The sequence below is a fragment of the Pseudomonas sp. NMS19W genome, assembly GCF_051554255.1.
GTDB classification, from domain to species: Bacteria; Pseudomonadota; Gammaproteobacteria; order Pseudomonadales; family Pseudomonadaceae; genus Aquipseudomonas; species Aquipseudomonas kribbensis.
The window spans coordinates 5,503,432-5,523,971 of record NZ_CP136718.1 but is presented as its reverse complement, the minus strand read 5'-3'; the positions used below and the strand labels follow the sequence as shown (position 1 = coordinate 5,523,971).

Genomic DNA, 20,540 nt, shown 5'->3' with positions numbered 1-20,540 from the left:
GGGGGAACTCACTTGCCAAGTTTTCTCAACTCGTCCGACTCGACGATCCTCACCCCGTCCTGCTCCTCCAATGCCAGGCGCCACATGGCCCGGGCCAGCTGGCAGGCTTCGATGCCCCGGTACTTGCCGGGAATCAGTTTCGAGAACGGTGCGGCAAGCTGTTCGCCCAGGCGTGGCTCGCTGCGGTCACCCAGCAGCAGCGAAGGTCGGCAGATGGTCAATTGCGGCCAGTCCTGCGCGCGCAATGCATGCTCCATCTCCCCTTTGACCCGGTTGTAGAAAATCGAGGAGCGGCGATCGGCCCCCAGGGCACTGATCACGATCAGGTGCCGTGCACCCATTTCCCGGGCGCGTTTGGCGAACGCAACCACCATGTCCAGATCCACGGCGCGGAACGCCTCTTCGGAGCCGGCCTGCTTGATGGTGGTGCCGAGGCAGCAGTAGGCGATATCGACACGGCCGGCCAGTTGCGGCAGGAAGGTCTGTGGATCGCCGACCGGGTTTTCCAGATGTGGATGTTCGGCCAGTGGCCGGCGTGAAGGGGCCAGGACACGGGTGATCGTCGGCTCATTGAGCAAACGGTCGAGCAGGTGCTCACCGGTCAGCCCGGTGGCGCCGGCAAGCAAGACATGCTGAGGCGTCAAGTACATAGTGTCTCTCCCTTGATACTGTTCAGCTTAGTTGCTGTTTGTCGCTCCGTCGTTCAACGCAGCACTTTGCAACGCTTTTCTCGCTTGTTGTTTACGCAGCAGTTGCCAATGTGCGAGTACGGTTTTCGGTGCCCAGATCTGCGGTTCGGAGGCTTCGAAGTTGTCCGCCAGCTCGCGCTCGGCAACGGTGGCCTTGGCCAGTTTGAAGGCTTGCTCCAGATCGTCGGTCTGGTTCAGTGCCTGTGCAAACAGGGCATCGCCGAAATAGGTGAAATTGGCCTCTTCGGAACAGCCGAACGATACGCGGTCGGCGCGGGAGGCGGTCATGATCAGTGTGCGCTCGTCCTTCAACGCCGGAATGAAACCACCGGAATAGCACGAGGAGATGACAATGATCTTGTCGCGGTTCTTCAACGGTGCAAGCACAGCGGCAAGCTCGTCGGCGGGCAGGTCGGCCAGTTCCATGCGCGGCTGGTCGAGGACCAGTTCGTGTTCGGCGGTGCCGTGGCTGGTCAGATAGATGAACACCAGGTCTTCCGGGCCGGTACGTTCGGCCAGGGTCAGGGCGGCGCGCCGCAGGTTTTCACGGGTGGCCATCGGCCGGTCACCGAGGTGGTCGCGGTGATTGACCAGGCGAATCTGGCCATAGGCACCGAAACGGCTGGCGAGCATGTTGGCCACGTAGTCGGATTCGCGCAGGAACACGCTTTGCTTGCCGTCGCCGCCGAGGGTCAGGGTGTACAGCTCCACCGCCGGGGTCGAGGCCGGCACATTGGCCAGCGCTTCGTCGAGCAGGCGGCCCTGAGCCAGCAGGCCGAGCTCGAGGGTGTCGGGCAGCAATTTCCCATCGGCATCGCGCACGCGCTGACCGTTGATCCAGGTGCCGCTGAGCACGGTGCCGTCGGTCAGCACCAGGGTGCCGCGTCCCGAGTAGCTGTCGCTGTCGAAGCCGCCGATGTAGAAACTGCCATCAGACAGATTCAGCCGGCCCTGGCCACTGAAGCGCCAGTCGTTGAAGTAGCCGATGTAATGGCTGCCGTCGGCGCCGATCAGTTCGCCCTTGCCGGTCAGTGCGCCTTCCTTGAACTGGCCGAGCCAGACGTCGCCGTCGGCATTTTCGTAGCGGCCCTTGCCCTGCAGTTGATTGTTCTTGAAGCCGCCGACATAGATGTCGCCGTCGGCGCTGTTGAAGGTGCCGTTGCCTTCGAGCTGGCCATTGATGAAGTGGCCGCTGAATTGATTGCCGCTGGCGTCGCCGCGCTGGCCTTCACCGTTGGGTTTGCCGTGGGCGAACTGGCCCTGATAGGAGCTGCCGTCGTCCAGTTCCAGACGACCGAGGCCGGAATACTGGTCGTCCTTGAATTCGCCGCGATAGGTCATCGCGTTTTCCTTGAGGGTGCCTTCGCCTTCGCGCCGGCCCAGTTTGAAGCCGCCGGTGTAGCTGCCGCCGTGGGTGGTCAGCGTGCCCTGGCCGTCGAACAGGCCTTGCTGGAAGTTGCCGCGATAGACCTCGCCATTGCTGCCGTGCCATTCGCCCTGACCGTGCCACTGGCCCTTGTCGAACTCGCCCGCGTACCAGCTGCCGTTCGGGTAGTCGACCCGGCCCTGGCCTTGCAGCAGGCCGTTGACCAGCTCGCCACGATAGCGTCCGCCATCGGGCAGGCGTGCATCCGGGGGCAACAGCGATTCGCCGTCGCCGCAAGCGGTGAGCATCAGGGTCAGGGCAAGCGGTGCAAGAGCAGCAAGTTGGCGCATAGCGGGATCCGGGCAATTAGGCGACCGAGTATGCCGTAGCTATGTGACCTTATACAGCCGGCAGGGAGGAGTGGATGCGAAACCGCGTGAGCCGTTTCGCATCCCGGCACTCAGACGAAGCAGAGTGACAGCGGTTCGGCGATGTAGGCCGGTTTGTCCGAGCCTTCGATCTCCAGGGTGGCGGTGGCCTTGAGCAGCCACTGGCCGGGTTTCTTCTCGGTCACTTCACCGAGGTCGACCTTGAGCCGGACCTTGGAATTGACCTTGACCGGCTGGATGAAACGCACGCTGTCCAGGCCGTAGTTGACCACCATCTTCACGCCTTGCGGCAGGATCAGGATGTCTTCCATCAGTTTGGGGATCAGTGACAACGACAGGAAACCGTGTGCAATGGTGCTGCCAAATGGCGTTTGCGCGGCTTTGACCGGGTCGACATGGATGAACTGATAATCCCCGGTGGCTTCGGCGAACAGGTTGATGCGCTCCTGATCGATGGTGAGCCATTCGGAACGTCCGAGTTCCTTGCCGACATAATCTTTGAGCTCTGCAACTGGAACATAGGGCATTGAGACTCTCCTTGGGTTCATCGGTTTTATAGTTTTTCAGGTGGTGGATTTGACCGCCCTGCGAACCACTGTAGATCATCATGGCGATTTGCTCAGGTCAACCGACCATGCTTTTGGCGAATGCCGATCCATAGCGCAGGCGTGCTTATAATGCCGGGCCCGTGCTTGGCGGGATGTCGGACGGAGATGACGGATGTTGCTACGCGGCCTGACCATGCTGGTGCTGTTTCAATTGCTCGGCACGGCCCTCAATCACTTGCTGTTGCCGGTGCTGCCGGGGCCGATCATCGGCCTTTTGCTGTTGCTGGCGTTCCTGATCGTGCGCGGTGAAGTGGGCGAGCCGCTGAACCTCGCCGCCGGCAGTCTGTTGCGCTATTTGCCGTTGTTGCTGGTGCCGCCGGCGGTGGGTGTGATGGTTTACGCCACGGCGATTGCCGCGGATTTCTGGGCCATCGTCGGTGCGCTGGTGGTTTCGCTGATTCTGTCCATGGCCTTCGCCGGCGTGCTGATGCAACGGCTGGTCAAGCGTCACGCGCCGCATTCGGAGGAATCCTGATGCTGTTCGACTGGCACGGCGCCTGGGCGTCGGTGATTCACCATCCGCTGTTCGGCATTGGCATCACCCTGGGCGCCTATCAACTGGTGCTGGCGGCGTTCGAGAAAACCCGCTGGATATTCCTGCAACCGGTGCTGGTCTCGATGTTGCTGGTGATCGGCGTGCTGGTCGGCTGCGGCCTGACTTACGTCGAGTACCGCAAGAGCACCGAGATCCTCAGCATTCTGCTGGGCCCGGCGACCGTCGCGCTGGCAGTGCCGCTGTATTTGAATCTGCGGCGCATCCGCCAATTGTTCTGGCCGATTTTTACTACGCTGGTGATAGGCGGGGTGGTCGCCACGGGCATGGGCGTGGCGCTGGGCTGGTGGTTCGGTGCCGATCACATGATCCTGATGACCATGGCACCGAAGTCGGTGACTTCGCCGATCGCCATGCTGGTGGCCGAGCAGATCGGTGGCGTCGCGGCGCTGGCGGCGGTGTTCGTGTTGATCACCGGGGTGATCGGCGCGATCTTCGGCCCGGCGCTGCTGACCCGCCTCGGTGTGCACAGCCCGGAGGCGCGCGGCATGGCGCTGGGCATGACGGCGCATGCGGTCGGTACGTCGGTGGCGTTGCAGGAAAGTGACGAGTGCGGCGCCTTCGCGGCACTGGCGATGAGTCTGATGGGCGTGGCCACGGCGGTGTTCCTGCCGTTGGCGGTGTCGATGGTGGTGTAAGGAAATGTCTATGAGTCTGCCGCTTTTTCCGCTGAACACGGTGCTGTTTCCCGGCTGCAATCTGGATTTGCAGATCTTCGAGGCACGCTACCTGGACATGATCGGCCGCTGCATGAAACAGGGCGGCGGTTTTGGCGTGGTGTGCATTCTCGAAGGCCATGAAGTCGGCGCCGCCCCCGAAGGTTTCGCCATGGTCGGTTGCGAAGCGCGGATCACTGATTTCCAGCAGCAGGACAACGGATTGCTGGGCATCCGGGTGCAGGGCGGGCGCCGCTTTCTCGTGCAGCGAACCGAAGTGCAACGCGATCAACTGATCGTCGCCGAGGTCGAGTGGCTGGACGAGGAACCCGAGCAACCCTTGCAGGACGAAGACGCCGATCTGGTGGCCCTGCTCAAGGCTCTCGCGGAACACCCGATGGTCGAGGCGCTGAACATGGGCATCGAGGCGGCAGGGCAGCAGTCGCTGGCCAATCAGTTGGCGTACCTGTTGCCGTTCGCCGAAGAGGACAAGATCGACCTGCTGCAACTCGACGACCCGCAGCAGCGACTGGATGCGATCCAGGCGCTGCTCGACGAGTTGCAGGGCGAGCTGTTCGCCTGAAGCGGCTTATTCGGGCCAGACGATGTCGTTGGCGAACCATTCCTTGCCCTGATCCAGTATCAATATCGGCTTGCCTGCCAGGGCCGCCTTGTCGATCAGGGCGTCATACTCATGCCGGTTGAACGCACCACTGTGGGTGCGCTCTTCAATGGAGTCGCCGAATTGTGTCTGCTCGCCAATGTCATCGACCTTCGCTGCGCGAGTGAACGTTGAGTCGAGCAGCCACAGGCGCTGCGAATCGATGCCCCGCTTCGAGGTCGATATCAGTGCTTCGAGTTCATCGTCGGGAAACCACGCACCTTTGCGGGTGGCTGCGTCATTGAGGAGCTGGTTCTCCTCCCTGAGGACCACTTCCAGCTTTCGCGTGTCGATGACGTAGGCAAATACAAACTGCTGATTGTGGCGGATCGTTTCGTAGTTGCGCTCGGCGTCCAGTTCCACGTCGGATACATCGGACCAGTCGTTGTCCGATTCGCCCGACTCGACATCCGGCTCGCCGGGTTTTCTGCCGGGGTATTTGTTTCTCTGGTTGTTGTAGCGCAGGTACTCCGGATCGGGGGACTCGGTGCCGCGGCCGGCGTATCCCCTGACCAGTTTGAGGCTGACCGTGGCGCTGACGGGTTTCTCCGTTGTCGCGCCTCGAGGATGTTTCAGGCGCGGCAGCATCCGGCCGTCGTTATAGAACTCGAAAGGCGTGCGCTCATCGCCCCTGAACAGACCGGGAATGTCGGTGCGGTACAGGCAATCGCTGCTGTTGCGCAAATAACCCAGCTTCGCAAGAAAGGCCTCGAGAAACTCTCTGCTGACACTCTCATCGAAGTCGCCAAGACCGTGGTGCAGCAGCTTGCCGTTGCGCAATGGCAGGAGCAACGGTTCGATTTCCTGGTGGAGCGCATCGAAGCGGGTCGGATCGTTTACGTCCATTGAGCGAAGCTTGTGGCTGTCCGCCCAGCGGGGAATTATCAACGGATTGGCAATCAGGTCGTCGCGTAGTCGAACGTGCTGGCGGGGGGAGAGATTGTAGGAGCGCAACAGCACGACGCGTTCACCGTGGGTCATTTGTGGATACAGCCGCTTGAAGTGCTCGTTCAACAACTCGGTGGTGGCGGCCTTCAATAGTATCGGTAGCGGTTCGGGCGAACGTTGTTTGCTCGATACAACCGCTGCGCCGTCAGTGTCCGTCGAGTGTGGCCGTTTCAGCGGCCTCGACAGGCTCCACGTTGTCTCAGCGGTATTTCGGTAGAGGGCCGGGCCGGGCGCGAGTTTCCGGTAAAGATCCATTGCACGGTAAGTGCCCAGGCTGTCATCGAACTCCACGTACACCGTGCCGACCCCTTTCACGTCGACGAACTGGCGCCCGACGATGTAACGCAAGCCTTTTTCGTTGGCCGGTTGCATGTTACGCAACAGTCCGGGGTTCAGCAGGTAGCCGTTCAAGCCTGTGGCTGTCTGACCGAGCACCGCTGGCAAGTCCGATATCTGTACACGAGGCGGTTCGGATGTACCGGCGGGTGGCGGGGTATGCCCCGGATTTTGAACGCGTGAAGTGAACGGATCGGGTGCTTGATATTGCGGCGGCTGTGAAGGCAGTGGTCGTAACCGGGGTGGTTGAGCGAGCGGGTCGACAGTCGTGTCTGGCCTGTAAGGACCGTGCGGTGCGGGTGGTTTGGGTCGCATGGTGTCATTCCTTGACGATGATCAGGTGTTCGACCGGGATCGAGCGGGACGGCGCACTTTCCGAACTCCAGGCACGGGTGTCGGTGTTGTAGAAGATCCGGCCGGGAGCCCCATCGCGCAGACGAATATTGTGAACCTGCACGTGACGGGTCTCGAGTTCGTCGCGTTGTTGATGGTCAGCGATGTCCTGAGCGATCATCTGAACCGATGAATAGGCACGGGCATCCACGACGTAAAGGCCGATCACCTCGAACAGGGCGTTGATCCGGTAACGGTTCCCCGACGAGACCACCACGTCGACAGTTTCCAGTGGCAACGCCGGGTCATTGCTGTCCGGCAGATGAATCCGGATGCTGCCGACCTTCAGCAGGTTGTCCTTGATGGCAAGGTCGCGCGAAGTGATCTGTTCCTGCAGGTGCCGGGTGTGAACATGCCAGGTGGATGACCCCGAAATGCTGGCGTCGGCCTCGGCGGTGGACAGTCGAATGGAAAGGTGGCTGGCGGGAAACAGCTCGTAAGTCGAGGATCGTCCTTCCAGCCAGTAGGTCGCATGGTGTTCGGCAGCATGAAAGTCGACCCGTTGCGGCGTTGCCTTCAAGGTGCGCCTTTCGATGGAGGGCCGGACGAAAATGTATTTGCCTGGTCGTTCGTGCAATGAGGCGCGGCTCTGGATCATGGTGTAGCCGCTACTTTTTGCATCCTCGAAATAGTTGTTGCGAGGGAAGTCGAGGGCGTAGGAAATGCCGTCACGCATCACCAGGGTCAAGGGATGATTCATCCGCCAGCCGGAAGCCATGATTCCCGCGCCCATATCGCTTTTCTTGCCTGGATGTTCTTCAACTGCACCATGCAATGAAAGCAACCCGCTTCCTGCCTGAACGTGATGGTGAAGTGAACATTCGAGTAGCCGAGAAACGTGAACGCATCGGAGTTCGTTTTTTTAACGGTATAGATGGCCCGGACCTCGTCGATTTCCGTGCTGTCACGATCGACATAAAGGGTGCTACGGGAGGACCTGTCGTTCTGCCTGGCTTCCAGGATGGTGTGATGGACATCGCGGGAAACGAAGTAGTGCGAGTGGGTCTTGTCCGAAAGACTGAACGGATGGTCATTGACCGGTACCGGGGAAGCCTTGGCGATACCGGCAGTCAGAACGCCGACACTCACCGACAGATCGTTCGGGTCCGTGATTTCGGCAGGCCATTGCGGTTGCAGGTGATAACCGTCCTGGGTGACGAACGTCCATTTGTCATTGCGCAAGGAGCGCTTGCCATCGACGGTCCGGTACACCGCTTCGAGCACCAGCTTCCGTCCTGGCGAGCGCCTGTCGTCGTCGTCGCGCAGAGACTCGATTACAAGTGCGTCATTGTGGATGTACCAGCGCTGGATGGCTTCGAGCGGTACGCCCAGATAGACCTTGCTGGGCTCCTGGCCATCTTCGGTGATGGAAACGTGGCGACTCATCGGATCGAGCTGATAGGTATCGCTGCCGGGGCCGCCATTGACCGTGACATGCAGGCCGCGCACGGAAATCTGGTCATCCCCGGCACCGGCTTCGACGCGGTCGTTGCCGTTGGCGGCGATGATGTCCGCCTGATCGGAGCCGGTCACGCGATTGACCGCGCCGGCGAGCGTCTCGACCTTTTCGATGGATCTGAGCGTCGAGTGCAGCACCGGCTCGAGTTTCGGGTCCGCGGGTCGCAACGACAGCGCGCCGTTTTTCAGGTCGATGTCATAGCCGAGGTGACGCGGCGGGTCGGGAAGGTGATCCAGATGCCTGTGCGTGCCTTGCAGCCATAACAGATCGATACCGTCTCCTCCCGACAACTCGCTCACCTTGATCGGGTCGCATGAAAGCGCTTCGGAGGCCGACTGAAAAATAAAGGAGTCACCCTTGTCGCCGCCATGCAGCACTTTACTGCCGGTGCCATAGCTGAAGAAGTTGGCTTTATTCTGCGCGCCCTGCACAACGTCCTGGCCGCCGCCGAGACTCCAGAACACACCCTTGGTCGAATCGCTCGTGGCTTTGGAAAGAATGGAGTCCGACGTCGGCAGGCCATCCCTCGCGTCGTAGACGTCATCGGTGTCAACGATGACCGGCAGGTTTTCGGTCTTGTACGGCGACTTGCCCTTGGCCCACTCGTAGTAATAGATACGAGTGGGCTGCAGCCGGACCTCGAACCGGCCATTGATGATCACGTCGACGCTCTCCTTGAATTCATTGTCGAGCCAGGCGAGGCTGCGGGTCTTCAAGGCTTTGGCATAGTCGGCGGTAGTCTTGGCAATCAGGTAGCGATCCATCAGCGTCTTGTCCTGATCCTGACCGGTGAATGCGAACCAGCCAGCACGCCAGCGTTCGTTCACGGTCAGTTCGATGTAGTCGTCAATGTCGTCGACCGCCCGGACGGCACCATAGATTTTCGCCCCGACAATCATGATTGCGGCGGCAGCGATACCCACCGGGCCCGCCGCCTGGAATCCCGCCAGTGCTGCGCAGCCAAGGGCCAGGGACAGCGCGCCACTGAATACGCTCAGTCCGCCGGTGACGTACAGATCCTGCGCTTCCTTGCCCTGGGCCTTGGCTGCATCGTTGAAGGATTTGATGGCGGTATAGATATCGAAGGGCAACGTCAGCACACTGGCAATCAACCCGGCTCCGCGACACAGCCACTTGCCCATGGAGGTCTTGCCGAATTGTTCGAAGGTCATGGAGCCCTGGCGGATCATCTGCTCGCCGGTCTTGCTCAGGGCGTACTCGACCCCCAATGAAGTGATTTCCGAGAGACCTCCGCCAACGTTGATCAGCGCTTCAGCCGTGTCACCTTTCTTCAGCGCGTCGATGGCGCCGATGTAGGCGCTGTAGAGTCCGTAAGCCTGCATCCCGACGCCCATGCTGGCCATCCCGCGGCTTTTGGTTTTATCGACCCAGTCTGGCAAGTGTTCGGGCAACGGGTCTCGACGAATGTCCAGGCGTTGGGTGGCGTTCAGCAGGTGGTTGATCTTGTTCATGGCCTCAGCGAATTCACCCGTGGATTTCTCTCGCATGAGCGGTGGGGCGTCGGGGGAGCGCTGAGTGACGATTTCGTACAGCAGGGGCGGGATCTGAGCGTTTTCCGGTGAGGGAACGGACCTCATGCGCTGTTCGATCTGGGCCGTATCGAATTCCAGTGCATCGAGGAACGCCTGGTCAGGTTCGGAAAAGTAGGTGTTGGACGCCGATAGGGTTTCCCCATCGATTCGACCGCCCAAGGCCTGGAGCGTCTGGCGGCTGACACTGAATTCTCCGATGCGCAGAGGGCCGAACAGGGTGTCGAGATCCGCAAGCCCGGGTTTTTGGCCCGAGGTCTGAAGGGGCGGTTCCGGGGGGATGTTCAGGTCGGATATTTTGATCGGAGCTGACGGTCGGTCAGTCCGTGAAGCAGGGTTCAGTTGATTGGTCAAAGTCATGGCTCTTTTCACAAGTCCGTTTGTGGTGCTGCTGCCGGAATGTGGCATGGGGCACGGACTTGTTCATGAGCATTTGCTTTGCCAAATGTTTGATCACGCTCATCGACATCGAGGGCGCCGATGAGCGTTGAGCGCGGGCTCAGTAGGCATATCGCAACAAGGTATGTGGCAGATGCCGCAGTACAAAGAAACCGAACAGGGCGACCAGCGCCGGCAGCACCAGCCACCAGACTTTCTGCGGCATCGGATCAAGGGGGCTCGGCGCTGAATCAGCCACAGGCTCGCTGCGCAGACACAGGCGGCGAGCATCGCACCGGCCAGGACATCCGTCGGCCAGTGTGCTCCCAGATACACCCGTGACAGCGCAATCGCCAGTGCCGGAATGCAGCCGATCAACAGCCAGGTCAGGCGCAGTCTTGGCGGCTGCCCGCGTCCGGCCAGCACGGCGAGTGTCAGGAACAGCGCGAACGATCCGGACGCATGACCGCTGGGCATGCTGTAACTGGTGATCGGGTCGGTCAGCACTTCCGGGCGTACCCGGGCGAAAAACAGTTTGGTCCCGGTGTTGGCCAGTGCGGTGACGAGCAGCGTACTGCCGGCGAAGATCGCCTGACGCCACTGGCGGCACAGCAGCAACAGGCCGGTCAGCAAAATGCTGAACAGCAGCATGTTGCGGAATTCGCCGATCAGGGTGAAGACCACCGCAACTTCGTCTAACACTGCGCTACGGTGTTCCTGCACGAGGGTCATGACACCCTGATCGAGCGCGGTCAGGTAGGGGTAACCGATGAACAGCGCGATCAGGATCAACAGGCTCATGCTGCTGATCCAGATCGTCGCCCGGCGGTGACGGCGCAGGCTGCTGTTGGCGCTCAGGCCGACCATCACCGCAATGCTGGCGGCGACAATACCGGCCTGCAGCCAGAAACCTTCCGGCAATGGCAGACGAATCGCCGCCCCGGTGGCCCAGCCCGGCAGCAGGTAGGCGATGCTCCAGCCAGCCGCCGCCAGCAGGCTGACGGCAACGAAGCGCGGGAAAGGCATGTCGCACATCCCGGCGACCATCGGAAGCATCGGCCTCAGCGGACCGATGAAACGCCCGACCAGCAGACTGGCGATGCCATAGCGCTGGAAATAGGTTTCTGCCCCGTTCATCCATTCAGGGTGTTGACGCAGTCCCGGCAGGCGGCGGATGTTCTGATGGAAGTGGCGGCCGAGGAAATACGACACCAGGTCGCCGAGAATCCCGCCGAGAAAGCCCAGCAACAGCGTCTCGCTCAGTGACAGCGCACCGCTGCCGGCAAGTGCCGCCACGGCAAACAGCAACACCGTTCCGGGAACGATGATCCCGGCAATCGCCAGGCATTCGACAAAGGCCACGACGAACACCGCAGCAGCCAGCCACTGCGGGTTGGCGGCCAGCCACCCGGTCACGCTATCGAGCCATGGGCCCATACAACACACTCCATTTCATTGATGTCCCTGGTCGGCGTAGCGCAGAGGGGAAATTCACAGCAGAAAGTAATCGCGTCCTTCGACCTGACCCCGACGCAGCGGGTTCCGGGTGGACCACTGGGCGTAGGCCGCATCGACGAAGCGATACATCAAGTGCTCGTCGCGCCCATGGGGGATGCCCAGGCGGGTGGTCTGGATGATGTGGCCCGGCGCGGGGCCGGTGTCTTCCACCAGCAGGATTTCGTGGTCGAAGCGCTTGGCATCCCAGACCGGGACCTTCAAACCCAATGCCTTGCACAGCAGGGTCTGCCCGGCGCAAAGCTTTTGCGATGGGCGCGGGCGGCCCTGAGCATCGGGATTGTTCAGCAGCATTTGCGCGAGACTGGCTGGGCCGCTGATCTCGTCGACCCATGGATAGGCCGATTTGATCAGCACCGCATTGCCGGGGCCCTGCGCGCTGAAGTTCAGCGAATCGCCGCCACGGGCGTAGTACATATAGATGTGGCCGCCATCCAGAAACAAAGCCTTACGCTTTTCCGTGTAGCCGAGGGATGCGTGACTGCCCTTTTCTTCGCAGTAATACGCTTCGGTTTCGATGATCCGGGCGCTGAGCCACAGGTCGCCGACCCGGTGACGGATGACTTTGCCCAGCAGATCGCGGGCCAGGACCTGGGCGTCACGATCGAAAAAAGCGTCCGGAAGGCCCAGCGGCAGGCGCTCGGCACGGGCGCGAACGGTCAGGTTGGACATGGCAAACGGTGTTTATCCAGGCGAAAGAGGTCGTGATGATAACAATCCGAGCCTTAATTACGGCTGAACATCGGCAAATCGCCGTCCATTTCGACCATCCGCCCGTCACCGCTGTTAGTCCCGGGACGCGACAGCTATAATCTGCCGCTTTCCTCTTTGCCAAGACCCCAGCAGACCATGACTGAGTCCGTTCTTGACTACATGACCCGATTGGGTCGCGCCGCCCGCGAAGCTTCCCGGGTCATCGGCCGTGCCAGCACCGCGCAGAAAAACCGCGCCCTGCTGGCTGCCGCCAATGCTCTGGACGCCGCCCGCGCCGAGCTTGCGGCAGCCAATGAACTGGATCTGGCCGCCGGCCGCGCCAACGGTCTGGAGCCTGCACTGCTGGAACGCCTGGAACTGACCCCGGCCCGCATCGACGGAATGATCGTCGGTCTGCGCCAGGTGGCAGCCTTGCCGGACCCGGTCGGTGCGATCCGCGACATGAGCTTCCGTCCGTCGGGCATTCAGGTCGGCAAGATGCGCGTGCCGCTGGGCGTGATCGGGATCATCTACGAATCCCGTCCGAACGTGACCATCGACGCCGCCAGCCTGTGCCTGAAGTCCGGTAACGCGACCATCCTGCGTGGCGGATCCGAGGCGATTCATTCCAACCGTGCGATTGCCGCCTGCATCCAGCGCGGCCTGGCCGAAGCCGAATTGCCGGCTGCTGTGGTGCAAGTGGTGGAAACCACTGACCGCGCCGCCGTCGGTGCCCTGATCACCATGCCCGAGTACGTCGATGTGATCGTGCCGCGCGGTGGTCGTGGCCTGATCGAGCGCATCAGCCGTGACGCCCGGGTGCCGGTGATCAAGCATCTGGACGGCATCTGTCACGTCTATGTCAGCGAACACGCCGACCTGCCGAAGGCCCAGCGCATCGCCTTCAATGCCAAGACCTACCGTTATGGCATCTGCGGCGCGATGGAGACGCTGCTGGTCGATCAAAGTGTTGCGAAGGATTTCCTGCCGTCGATGGCCAGACAGTTCCGCGAAAAAGGCGTCGAGCTGCGTGGTTGCGAGCGCACCCGGGCGATCATCGAGGCGGTAGCGGCGACTGAAGAAGACTGGAGCACCGAGTATCTGGCGCCGATCCTGTCGATCCGCGTGGTCGACGGCCTGGACCAGGCCATCGAGCACATCAACCATTTCGGCTCTCACCACACCGATTCGATCGTCAGCGAAAACCTCGCCGACACCCGGCAGTTCGTGGCCGAAGTCGACTCGGCATCGGTGATGATCAACACCCCGACCTGCTTCGCCGATGGATTCGAATACGGATTGGGTGCCGAGATCGGCATTTCTACTGATAAGCTGCACGCCCGTGGCCCGGTGGGCCTCGAAGGACTGACCTGCGAGAAATACGTCGTGGTCGGTGATGGCCAGTTGCGCGGCCAGGCGACGGTCTGACTTGTCCGACCTCGACCCGAAAGCGCCGAAATCCGGCAGGAAGTCTCGCCCCAGACGCATCGGCGTCCTGGGCGGAACCTTCGATCCGGTGCATGTCGGCCATTTGCGCGGCGCGCTGGAAGTCGCCGATGCGCTGGCGCTCGATGAGCTGCGCATGATGCCCAGTGCCCGGCCGCCGCATCGCGATACCCCGCAGGTGTCGGCGCAGGATCGGCTGGCAATGGTTGAATGTGCGGTGGCCGGAGTGCCGCCGCTGGTGGTGGACGCCCGCGAGTTGCAGCGGGACAAACCGTCCTGGACCATCGATACCCTGGAGTCGCTGCGTGCTGAACTGGCCGCCGAGACCCAGGTTTTTCTGCTTTTGGGCTGGGACGCATTTTGCGGCCTGCCCACTTGGCACCGCTGGGAGGAGTTGCTCCAGCATTGCCACATCCTGGTGCTACAGCGCCCGGACGCCGACAGCGAACCGCCGGATGCCTTGCGCAACCTGCTGGCAGCGCGTTCGGTGAGCGACCCGCTGGCCCTGAAAGGGCCGAGCGGACAGATTGCATTCGTCTGGCAGACACCGCTCGCGGTCTCCGCCACCCAGATCCGTCAACTGCTGGCCAGCGGTAAGTCGGTACGTTTCCTGGTGCCCGACGCGGTCCTGGCCTACATCGATGCGCACGGTCTGTACCGTGCGTCGAACTGAACAAGGCGTGCTCGAGTAACACGATCATCGTGGAACGAGCCGCCGAATACATGAGCAAAACGAGTTTTATATGACTGACAAAGACCAAACCAAAGTAAAGCGCAAAGGCACGTTCAAGAGCGCTCCGCTGCCGGAAGTCGCCAACACCAACGAGCCGCTGAAAGGCGACGAGCTGGTCAAGGTGGCCGTGGCTGCCCTGGAAGACGTCAAGGCCCAGGATATCCAGATCATCGATGTGCGCGACAAGCAGAGCATCACTGACTACATGATCATCGCCACCGGTACGTCCAACCGTCAGATCAACGCGATGCTGGACAAGGTTCGCGAAGAAGTGAAAAAGCAGGGCGCCAAGCCACTGGGCGAAGAAGGCAAGGGCGACAGCGACTGGGTGCTGCTGGACCTGGACCTGGTGATCGTGCACATGATGACCGCCTCGGCCCGTCAGTTCTACGACCTGGAGCGCCTGTGGGCCGGTGCCGAGCAAAGCCGTGCGGCAGACGCCAAGCACCACAGCCCGGAAAACACCCACGAGCACTTCACCAAGCTCAACAAAGACCAGCTGTAAGGGACGCGCTGTGCGACTGCGACTGATCGCCGTCGGTTCACGCATGCCCAAGTGGGTGGAAGAAGGCTGGCATGAATATGCCAAGCGTCTTCCGTCCGAGCTGGCGCTGGAACTGGTGGAAATTCCGCTCAATACCCGTGGCAAGAATGCCGACGTGGCCCGCTTCATCCGTCAGGAAGGCGAAGCCATGCTGGCCAAGGTCGGGCACAACGAGCGGATCGTCACCCTTGAAGTGCACGGCAAGCCCTGGAGCACCGAGCAGCTGGCGGTCGAACTCGACCGTTGGCGGCTGGACTCGCGCACGGTCAATTTCATGGTCGGCGGCCCGGAAGGGCTGGCGCCGGAAGTCTGTGCCCGCGCGGATCAGCGCTGGTCGTTGTCGCCGTTGACGCTGCCGCATCCGTTGGTGCGCATCCTCATCGGCGAGCAGTTGTATCGTGCCTGGACCGTGCTGTCCGGCCACCCTTACCACAAGTAATCCTGCCCTCATGTCCCAGCCGATCCGCATCAAGGACCACGAAAAAGACGCCCGCCTGGTGCGTAGCCGCGTCGTGTTCGGGGCCATTGCGATTGTCGTGCTGATCGGCGTGCTGATTGCCCGGCTGTATTTCCTGCAGGTCATCCAGTACGAATATCACTCGACCCTGTCGGAAAACAATCGGGTGCATGTCCAGCCGATTCCGCCGACCCGTGGGCTGATCTTCGACCGTAACGGCGTGGTGGTGGCGGACAACCGTCCGAGCTTCAGCCTGAGCATGACCCGCGAGCGCTCCGGCGATTGGCAGCAAGTGCTCGACGTGATTGTCGAAGTGCTGGAGCTGACGCCGGAAGACCGGGTGATCTTCGAGAAACGCATGCGTCAGGGGCGTCGGCCGTTCGAGCCGGTGCCGATCCTGTTCGAGCTGACCGAAGAGCAGATTGCCCGGATTGCGGTGAATCAGTTCCGCCTGCCGGGCGTGGAGGTGGTCGCGCAATTGGTGCGTCACTACCCGCAGGGCGCGCATTTTGCGCATTCGGTGGGGTACATGGGGCGGATCAACGAGAAAGAGCTGAAGACCCTCGATCCGGTCAACTACAGCGGCACTCACCATATCGGCAAGACCGGCATCGAGCGCTTCTACGAAGCCGAGCTGCACGGGCAGGTGGGTTACGAAGAGGTCGAGACCAACGCCCGGGGCCGTGTGCTGCGGGTACTCAAGCGTACCGATCCGGTGCCGGGCAAGGACATCGTCCTGAGCCTCGACATCAAATTGCAGGAAGCCGCCGAAGCCGCGCTGGGCGGGCGCCGCGGTGCTGTGGTGGCGCTGGACCCGAGCACCGGTGAAGTGCTGGCGATGGTCAGCCAGCCGAGCTTCGACCCGAACCTGTTCGTCACCGGCATCAGCTTCAAGGCTTACGCCGAGCTGCGCGATTCCATCGACCGGCCGCTGTTCAACCGCGTGTTGCGCGGTCTGTACCCGCCGGGCTCGACGATCAAGCCGGCGGTGGCGATTGCCGGTCTGGACGCGGGCGTGGTGACGGCGTCGAGCCGGGTGTTCGACCCCGGTTACTACATGCTGCCCAACTACGATCACAAATACCGCAACTGGAACCGCACCGGGGACGGCTTCGTCGACCTCGACACGGCGATCATGCGGTCCAACGACACCTACTTCTATGACCTGGCGCACAAGCTCGGCATCGACCGGTTGTCGGCCTACATGAACAAGTTCGGCATCGGCCAGAAGGTCTCGCTGGACATGTTCGAAGAGTCTCCGGGCCTGATGCCGTCCCGCGAATGGAAACGTGCCACCCGCAAACAGGCCTGGTTCCCGGGCGAGACCCTGATTCTCGGGATCGGCCAGGGCTATATGCAATCGACGCCGCTGCAGCTGGCCCAGGCCACCGCGCTGGTGGCCAACAAGGGTGTGTGGAACCGTCCGCACCTGGCCAAGACCATCGAGGGCGAGAAGCCCAAGGATGAAAACCCGATGCCGGACATCGTCCTGCGCGATCCGTCGGACTGGACCAAGGTCAACCACGGCATGCAACAGGTGATGCACGGTGCCCGGGGTACGGCGCGCAAGGCCTCGGTCGGTGCGCAATACCGGATAGCCGGCAAGTCCGGTACGGCCCAGGTGGTGGCGATCAAGCAGGGCGAGAAATACGACCGTTCCAAAGTGCAGGAGCGCCACCGCGACCACGCCCTGTTCGTCGGTTTCGCGCCGGCCGACAACCCGAAAATCGTGGTGTCGGTGATGGTCGAGAACGGTGAGTCCGGTTCCGGCGTCGCCGCGCCCGTGGTGCGTCAGGTGATGGACGCCTGGCTGCTGGATCAGGACGGACGCTTGAAGGCCGAATACGCCAGCCCAATCAGTGCGGAGGCTACGGCCCGTGAAGAATAATTTCGATCGCATGCTCTCCAGCGAGGATGTGATGCGTCGCCGCGCGACGCTGTTGCAACGCCTGCATATCGACGGACCCTTGCTGGTCCTGCTGCTGATCCTCGCCGCCGGCAGCCTGTTCGTGCTGTATTCGGCCAGCGGCAAGAGCTGGGACCTGCTGGCCAAACAGGCCACGTCGTTCGGCATCGGTCTGGTGTCGATGATCGTCATCGCCCAGTTCGAGCCGAGGTTCATGGCCCGCTGGGTGCCGCTCGGTTATGTGGTCGGGGTGGTGCTGCTGATGGTGGTGGACATCATGGGCCACAACGCCATGGGCGCGACCCGCTGGATCAACATCCCCGGGGTGATCCGCTTCCAGCCATCGGAATTCATGAAGATCCTGATGCCGGCGACCATCGCCTGGTACCTGTCCAAGCGCACGCTGCCGCCGCAGCTCAAGCATGTGGGGATCAGCCTGATGCTGATCGGCGTGCCGTTCATTCTGATCGTGCGGCAGCCGGATCTGGGCACGTCGCTGCTGATTCTGGCCGGCGGTGCGTTCGTGCTGTTCATGGGCGGGTTGCGCTGGCGCTGGATCCTCAGCGTGCTGGCCGCCGCCGTGCCCGTGGCGATCGCCATGTGGTTCTTCATCATGCACGACTACCAGAAGCAACGAATCCTGACCTTCCTTGACCCGGAAAGCGATCCGCTGGGCACGGGCTGGAACATCATTCAGTCGAAGGCCGCCATCGGTTCCGGCGGCGTGTTCGGCAAGGGCTGGCTGCTGGGCACCCAATCGCACCTGGACTTCCTGCCGGAAAGCCATACCGACTTCATTATTGCGGTGCTGGGCGAAGAGTTCGGCCTGGTGGGCATTTGCGCGCTGCTGCTGATCTATCTGCTGCTGATCGGTCGCGGCCTGGTGATTACCGCCCAGGCGCAGACGCTGTTTGGCAAATTGCTCGCCGGCGCCTTGACCATGACGTTTTTTGTTTATGTTTTCGTCAACATCGGTATGGTCAGTGGCCTGTTGCCGGTGGTGGGGGTGCCGTTGCCGTTCATTAGCTACGGCGGAACTTCGCTGGTGACGCTGCTGTCAGCGTTTGGGGTTTTGATGTCGATCCATACGCATCGCAAGTGGATCGCACAGGTTTGAATAAGGTGAAGAGTTCAATGCAAGTAATGCGTGACTGGGCGACACGATACGCACCGTGGCTCGGCCTGGTAGGCATCCTTGGCAGCGCGCAGGAAGCGCTGGCCGGCGATTACGAAGGCTCGCCCCAGGTGGCCGAATTCGTCGGTGAAATGACCCGCGACTACGGTTTCGCCGGCGAGCAACTGATGGCGGTGTTCCGCGAGGCCCAGCGCAAGCAGGCGATTCTCGACGCGATTTCCAAACCCGCCGAACGGGTCAAGCAGTGGAAAGAATACCGGCCGATGTTCATCACCGACGCGCGCATCGCCCGGGGTGTGGACTTCTGGCGCCAGCACGAGGCGGTACTGGCCCGCGCCGAGCAGGAATACGGCGTTCCGGCGCAGGTGATCGTGTCGATCATCGGCGTCGAGACCTTTTTCGGACGTAATACCGGTAATTACCGGGTGATCGATGCCTTGTCCACGCTGGGTTTCGACTATCCTCCCCGTGCCGAATTTTTCCGCAAGGAACTGCGTGAGTTCCTGCTGTTGGCGCGCGAAGAACAGGTCGACCCGCTGACCCTCAAGGGGTCCTACGCCGGGGCGATGGGCCTGCCGCAGTTCATGCCGAGCAGTTTTCGCGCCTATGCGGTGGATTTCGACGGTGACGGCCACATCAATATCTGGAACAACCCGGATGATGCGATCGGCAGCGTCGCCAGCTACTTCAAGCGTCACGGCTGGGTGGCCGGCGAGCCGGTGGTCAGTCGTGCCGATGTGCGCGGCGAGCAGGTGGATGAAGGCCTGACCACCGGCATCGAACCGACGAAAACCGTCGGGGAGTTGCGAGCGCTGGGCTGGTCAAGTCATGATGCGCTGCGCGATGATATGCCGGTTACTGCATTTCGCCTGGAAGGCGACAATGGCCCGGAATACTGGATGGGCCTGAAGAATTTCTACGCGATCACGCGTTATAACCGCAGCGTGATGTACGCCATGGCTGTACATCAACTGTCTGAAGAGCTGGTAAAAGCACGGGGCGTCAAGTAATGCAGGCATTGCCTATCAACAAACCCCTGAAGCTGGTGGCATTCGCTGCGTTGGCGGTGCTGGTCGCCAGTTGCTCGACCAGCCGGGCGCCGACCCAGAAATACGCCTCGAACACCGTTCGTGCCCAACCGGGTCTGGACATCAACCGGGCCCACAAGGACGGCGCGCCATGGTGGGACGTCGATGTGTCGCGCATTCCGGATGCCACGCCGACCCTGCACACCGGCCCGTACAAGGCCAACCCCTATACCGTGCTGGGCAAGACCTACTTCCCGTTGCAGGAATCCAAGACCTACGTGGCCTCGGGCACCGCGTCCTGGTACGGCACCAAGTTCCACGGTCAGAACACCGCCAATGGCGAGGTCTATGACCTGTACGGCATGAGTGCCGCCCACAAGACCTTACCGCTGCCAAGTTACGTTCGGGTGACCAACCTGGACAACAACAAGAGCGTGATCCTGCGGGTCAACGACCGTGGGCCGTTCTATTCGGACCGGATCATCGACTTGTCCTACGCCGCCGCGAAAAAGCTCGGTTATGCCGAAATCGGCACCGCGCGAGTCAAGGTCGAGGGTATCGACCCGCAACAATGGTGGGCCGCCAAGGGCCGTCCGGCGCCTCTGATGCTCAACGAGCCGCAAGTCGCGCAGAATACTGCGCCGGTGATCACGGCTTCGGCCGGTACCATCGAGCAGTGGACTCCACCGCCGCAACAGCACGCCTCCGACACTGTACCTGTACAGATCGGCGCAAAAAAAAACGCTTCTGCACCAGCGTCTGGCCAGTATCTGCAGGTGGGCGCGTTCGCCAACCCGGACGCTGCAGAACTCCTGAGGTCGAAGCTCAGCGGGATGGTGAGCGCTCCGGTGTTCATCAGCTCGATCGTGCGCAATCAGCAGACCCTGCACCGGGTACGCCTGGGACCGATCGGTTCGCCGGGTGAAATTGCCCAGGTACAGAATAGCGTGCGCCTGGCCAATCTTGGTTCGCCAAGTGTGGTCACCGAGTAAGTAATACGTAGCACTTGATTGACGGTTCACCAGCGATTGGGGGGTGAATCAGGTTGTTGGCTCGTCGAAGAACAAAAGCCCGGCAAAGGGTGACTGGAGTGAGCA

The 20,540-nt window shown here is 61.6% G+C and carries 18 protein-coding genes and 1 pseudogene; 11 read left to right on the top strand and 8 right to left on the bottom strand.

Annotation, left to right across the window (positions count from 1 at the left end; translation table 11 throughout):
* Positions 1-8: 8 nt before the first annotated feature.
* The 3 genes from R1A29_RS25325 to R1A29_RS25315 form a co-directional block, all read right to left on the bottom strand.
* A complete protein-coding gene (locus R1A29_RS25325) occupies positions 9-650 on the bottom strand; it encodes an oxidoreductase (RefSeq protein WP_085712294.1) in 642 nt (213 codons plus the stop codon).
* 27 nt (positions 651-677) lie between these two features.
* Complete coding sequence (locus tag R1A29_RS25320) at positions 678-2,405, bottom strand: C13 family peptidase (RefSeq protein ID WP_438299886.1); 1,728 nt, start codon at positions 2,403-2,405, stop codon at positions 678-680.
* A gap of 110 nt (positions 2,406-2,515) precedes the next feature.
* Positions 2,516-2,971, bottom strand: coding sequence for a MaoC family dehydratase (locus tag R1A29_RS25315; RefSeq protein ID WP_007909575.1), 456 nt, complete (start codon positions 2,969-2,971; stop codon positions 2,516-2,518).
* Positions 2,972-3,164: 193 nt separating this feature from the next.
* Between R1A29_RS25315 and R1A29_RS25310 the strand changes: the two genes are divergently transcribed.
* From R1A29_RS25310 to R1A29_RS25300, 3 genes are read left to right on the top strand one after another with little or no spacing between them, the layout of a single operon-like run.
* Positions 3,165-3,527 carry a CidA/LrgA family protein gene (locus tag R1A29_RS25310; RefSeq protein WP_039771873.1) on the top strand — a complete coding sequence of 121 codons (363 nt, stop codon included), beginning with the start codon at positions 3,165-3,167 and terminating at the stop codon, positions 3,525-3,527.
* A complete protein-coding gene (locus R1A29_RS25305; RefSeq protein WP_085712292.1) occupies positions 3,527-4,243 on the top strand; it encodes an LrgB family protein in 717 nt (238 codons plus the stop codon). Before R1A29_RS25310 ends, R1A29_RS25305 begins: the two co-directional genes overlap by 1 nt.
* A gap of 10 nt (positions 4,244-4,253) precedes the next feature.
* Complete coding sequence (locus R1A29_RS25300) at positions 4,254-4,844, top strand: LON peptidase substrate-binding domain-containing protein (protein ID WP_260521145.1); 591 nt, start codon at positions 4,254-4,256, stop codon at positions 4,842-4,844.
* Positions 4,845-4,850: 6 nt separating this feature from the next.
* Here R1A29_RS25300 and R1A29_RS25295 read toward each other — a convergent pair whose 3' ends face one another.
* The 5 genes and pseudogenes from R1A29_RS25295 to R1A29_RS25275 form a co-directional block, all read right to left on the bottom strand.
* Positions 4,851-6,281 carry a hypothetical protein gene (locus R1A29_RS25295; RefSeq protein ID WP_438299885.1) on the bottom strand — a complete coding sequence of 477 codons (1,431 nt, stop codon included), beginning with the start codon at positions 6,279-6,281 and terminating at the stop codon, positions 4,851-4,853.
* A gap of 244 nt (positions 6,282-6,525) precedes the next feature.
* Complete coding sequence (locus R1A29_RS25290; protein ID WP_438299884.1) at positions 6,526-7,299, bottom strand: TcdA/TcdB pore-forming domain-containing protein; 774 nt, start codon at positions 7,297-7,299, stop codon at positions 6,526-6,528.
* A complete protein-coding gene (locus tag R1A29_RS25285) occupies positions 7,296-9,968 on the bottom strand; it encodes a calcium-binding protein (protein ID WP_438299883.1) in 2,673 nt (890 codons plus the stop codon). Before R1A29_RS25285 ends, R1A29_RS25290 begins: the two co-directional genes overlap by 4 nt.
* A gap of 139 nt (positions 9,969-10,107) precedes the next feature.
* Positions 10,108-11,423: pseudogene (locus tag R1A29_RS25280) on the bottom strand (bifunctional DedA family/phosphatase PAP2 family protein).
* A gap of 54 nt (positions 11,424-11,477) precedes the next feature.
* Complete coding sequence (locus R1A29_RS25275; RefSeq protein WP_438299882.1) at positions 11,478-12,173, bottom strand: DNA-3-methyladenine glycosylase; 696 nt, start codon at positions 12,171-12,173, stop codon at positions 11,478-11,480.
* A gap of 177 nt (positions 12,174-12,350) precedes the next feature.
* On the opposite strand from R1A29_RS25275, the gene R1A29_RS25270 reads away from it, so the two are divergent.
* The 8 genes from R1A29_RS25270 to R1A29_RS25235 all read left to right on the top strand — a co-directional run bounded on the left by R1A29_RS25270 (position 12,351) and on the right by R1A29_RS25235 (position 20,435).
* Positions 12,351-13,622: a glutamate-5-semialdehyde dehydrogenase gene (locus R1A29_RS25270; RefSeq protein WP_438299881.1), complete on the top strand. Its 1,272-nt coding sequence runs from the start codon at positions 12,351-12,353 to the stop codon at positions 13,620-13,622.
* On the top strand, positions 13,591-14,313 hold the full coding sequence (gene nadD, locus R1A29_RS25265) for a nicotinate-nucleotide adenylyltransferase (protein WP_085712285.1): 723 nt from the start codon (positions 13,591-13,593) through the stop codon (positions 14,311-14,313). Before R1A29_RS25270 ends, nadD begins: the two co-directional genes overlap by 32 nt.
* Before the next feature lie 70 nt (positions 14,314-14,383).
* Positions 14,384-14,878, top strand: coding sequence for a ribosome silencing factor (rsfS, locus tag R1A29_RS25260; protein ID WP_085712284.1), 495 nt, complete (start codon positions 14,384-14,386; stop codon positions 14,876-14,878).
* 10 nt (positions 14,879-14,888) lie between these two features.
* Positions 14,889-15,356: a 23S rRNA (pseudouridine(1915)-N(3))-methyltransferase RlmH gene (gene rlmH / locus R1A29_RS25255; RefSeq protein WP_011063671.1), complete on the top strand. Its 468-nt coding sequence runs from the start codon at positions 14,889-14,891 to the stop codon at positions 15,354-15,356.
* A gap of 10 nt (positions 15,357-15,366) precedes the next feature.
* Positions 15,367-17,262, top strand: coding sequence for a penicillin-binding protein 2 (mrdA, locus tag R1A29_RS25250; protein ID WP_438299880.1), 1,896 nt, complete (start codon positions 15,367-15,369; stop codon positions 17,260-17,262).
* A gap of 31 nt (positions 17,263-17,293) precedes the next feature.
* Positions 17,294-18,397, top strand: coding sequence for a rod shape-determining protein RodA (gene rodA / locus R1A29_RS25245; RefSeq protein WP_085712360.1), 1,104 nt, complete (start codon positions 17,294-17,296; stop codon positions 18,395-18,397).
* Positions 18,398-18,414: 17 nt separating this feature from the next.
* Positions 18,415-19,425, top strand: a complete 1,011-nt coding sequence (mltB, locus tag R1A29_RS25240) for a lytic murein transglycosylase B (RefSeq protein WP_085712282.1) — start codon at positions 18,415-18,417, stop codon at positions 19,423-19,425.
* A complete protein-coding gene (locus R1A29_RS25235; protein ID WP_085732950.1) occupies positions 19,425-20,435 on the top strand; it encodes a septal ring lytic transglycosylase RlpA family protein in 1,011 nt (336 codons plus the stop codon). The genes mltB and R1A29_RS25235 overlap by 1 nt, the downstream gene beginning before the upstream one ends.
* Positions 20,436-20,540: the final 105 nt, after the last annotated feature.

Coding starts and splice junctions, on each gene's coding strand:
- rodA (WP_085712360.1), top strand. CDS start 17,294: ATGCGTCGCCGCGCGACGCTGTTGCAACGCCTGCATATCGACGGACCC.
- R1A29_RS25305 (WP_085712292.1), top strand. CDS start 3,527: ATGCTGTTCGACTGGCACGGCGCCTGGGCGTCGGTGATTCACCATCCG.
- mltB (WP_085712282.1), top strand. CDS start 18,415: ATGCAAGTAATGCGTGACTGGGCGACACGATACGCACCGTGGCTCGGC.
- R1A29_RS25290 (WP_438299884.1), bottom strand. CDS start 7,299: ATGAATCATCCCTTGACCCTGGTGATGCGTGACGGCATTTCCTACGCC.
- R1A29_RS25270 (WP_438299881.1), top strand. CDS start 12,351: ATGACTGAGTCCGTTCTTGACTACATGACCCGATTGGGTCGCGCCGCC.
- R1A29_RS25300 (WP_260521145.1), top strand. CDS start 4,254: ATGAGTCTGCCGCTTTTTCCGCTGAACACGGTGCTGTTTCCCGGCTGC.
- R1A29_RS25275 (WP_438299882.1), bottom strand. CDS start 12,173: ATGTCCAACCTGACCGTTCGCGCCCGTGCCGAGCGCCTGCCGCTGGGC.
- R1A29_RS25235 (WP_085732950.1), top strand. CDS start 19,425: ATGCAGGCATTGCCTATCAACAAACCCCTGAAGCTGGTGGCATTCGCT.
- rsfS (WP_085712284.1), top strand. CDS start 14,384: ATGACTGACAAAGACCAAACCAAAGTAAAGCGCAAAGGCACGTTCAAG.
- mrdA (WP_438299880.1), top strand. CDS start 15,367: ATGTCCCAGCCGATCCGCATCAAGGACCACGAAAAAGACGCCCGCCTG.
- R1A29_RS25310 (WP_039771873.1), top strand. CDS start 3,165: ATGTTGCTACGCGGCCTGACCATGCTGGTGCTGTTTCAATTGCTCGGC.
- nadD (WP_085712285.1), top strand. CDS start 13,591: ATGGCCAGTTGCGCGGCCAGGCGACGGTCTGACTTGTCCGACCTCGAC.
- R1A29_RS25285 (WP_438299883.1), bottom strand. CDS start 9,968: ATGACTTTGACCAATCAACTGAACCCTGCTTCACGGACTGACCGACCG.
- R1A29_RS25315 (WP_007909575.1), bottom strand. CDS start 2,971: ATGCCCTATGTTCCAGTTGCAGAGCTCAAAGATTATGTCGGCAAGGAA.
- R1A29_RS25320 (WP_438299886.1), bottom strand. CDS start 2,405: ATGCGCCAACTTGCTGCTCTTGCACCGCTTGCCCTGACCCTGATGCTC.
- R1A29_RS25325 (WP_085712294.1), bottom strand. CDS start 650: ATGTACTTGACGCCTCAGCATGTCTTGCTTGCCGGCGCCACCGGGCTG.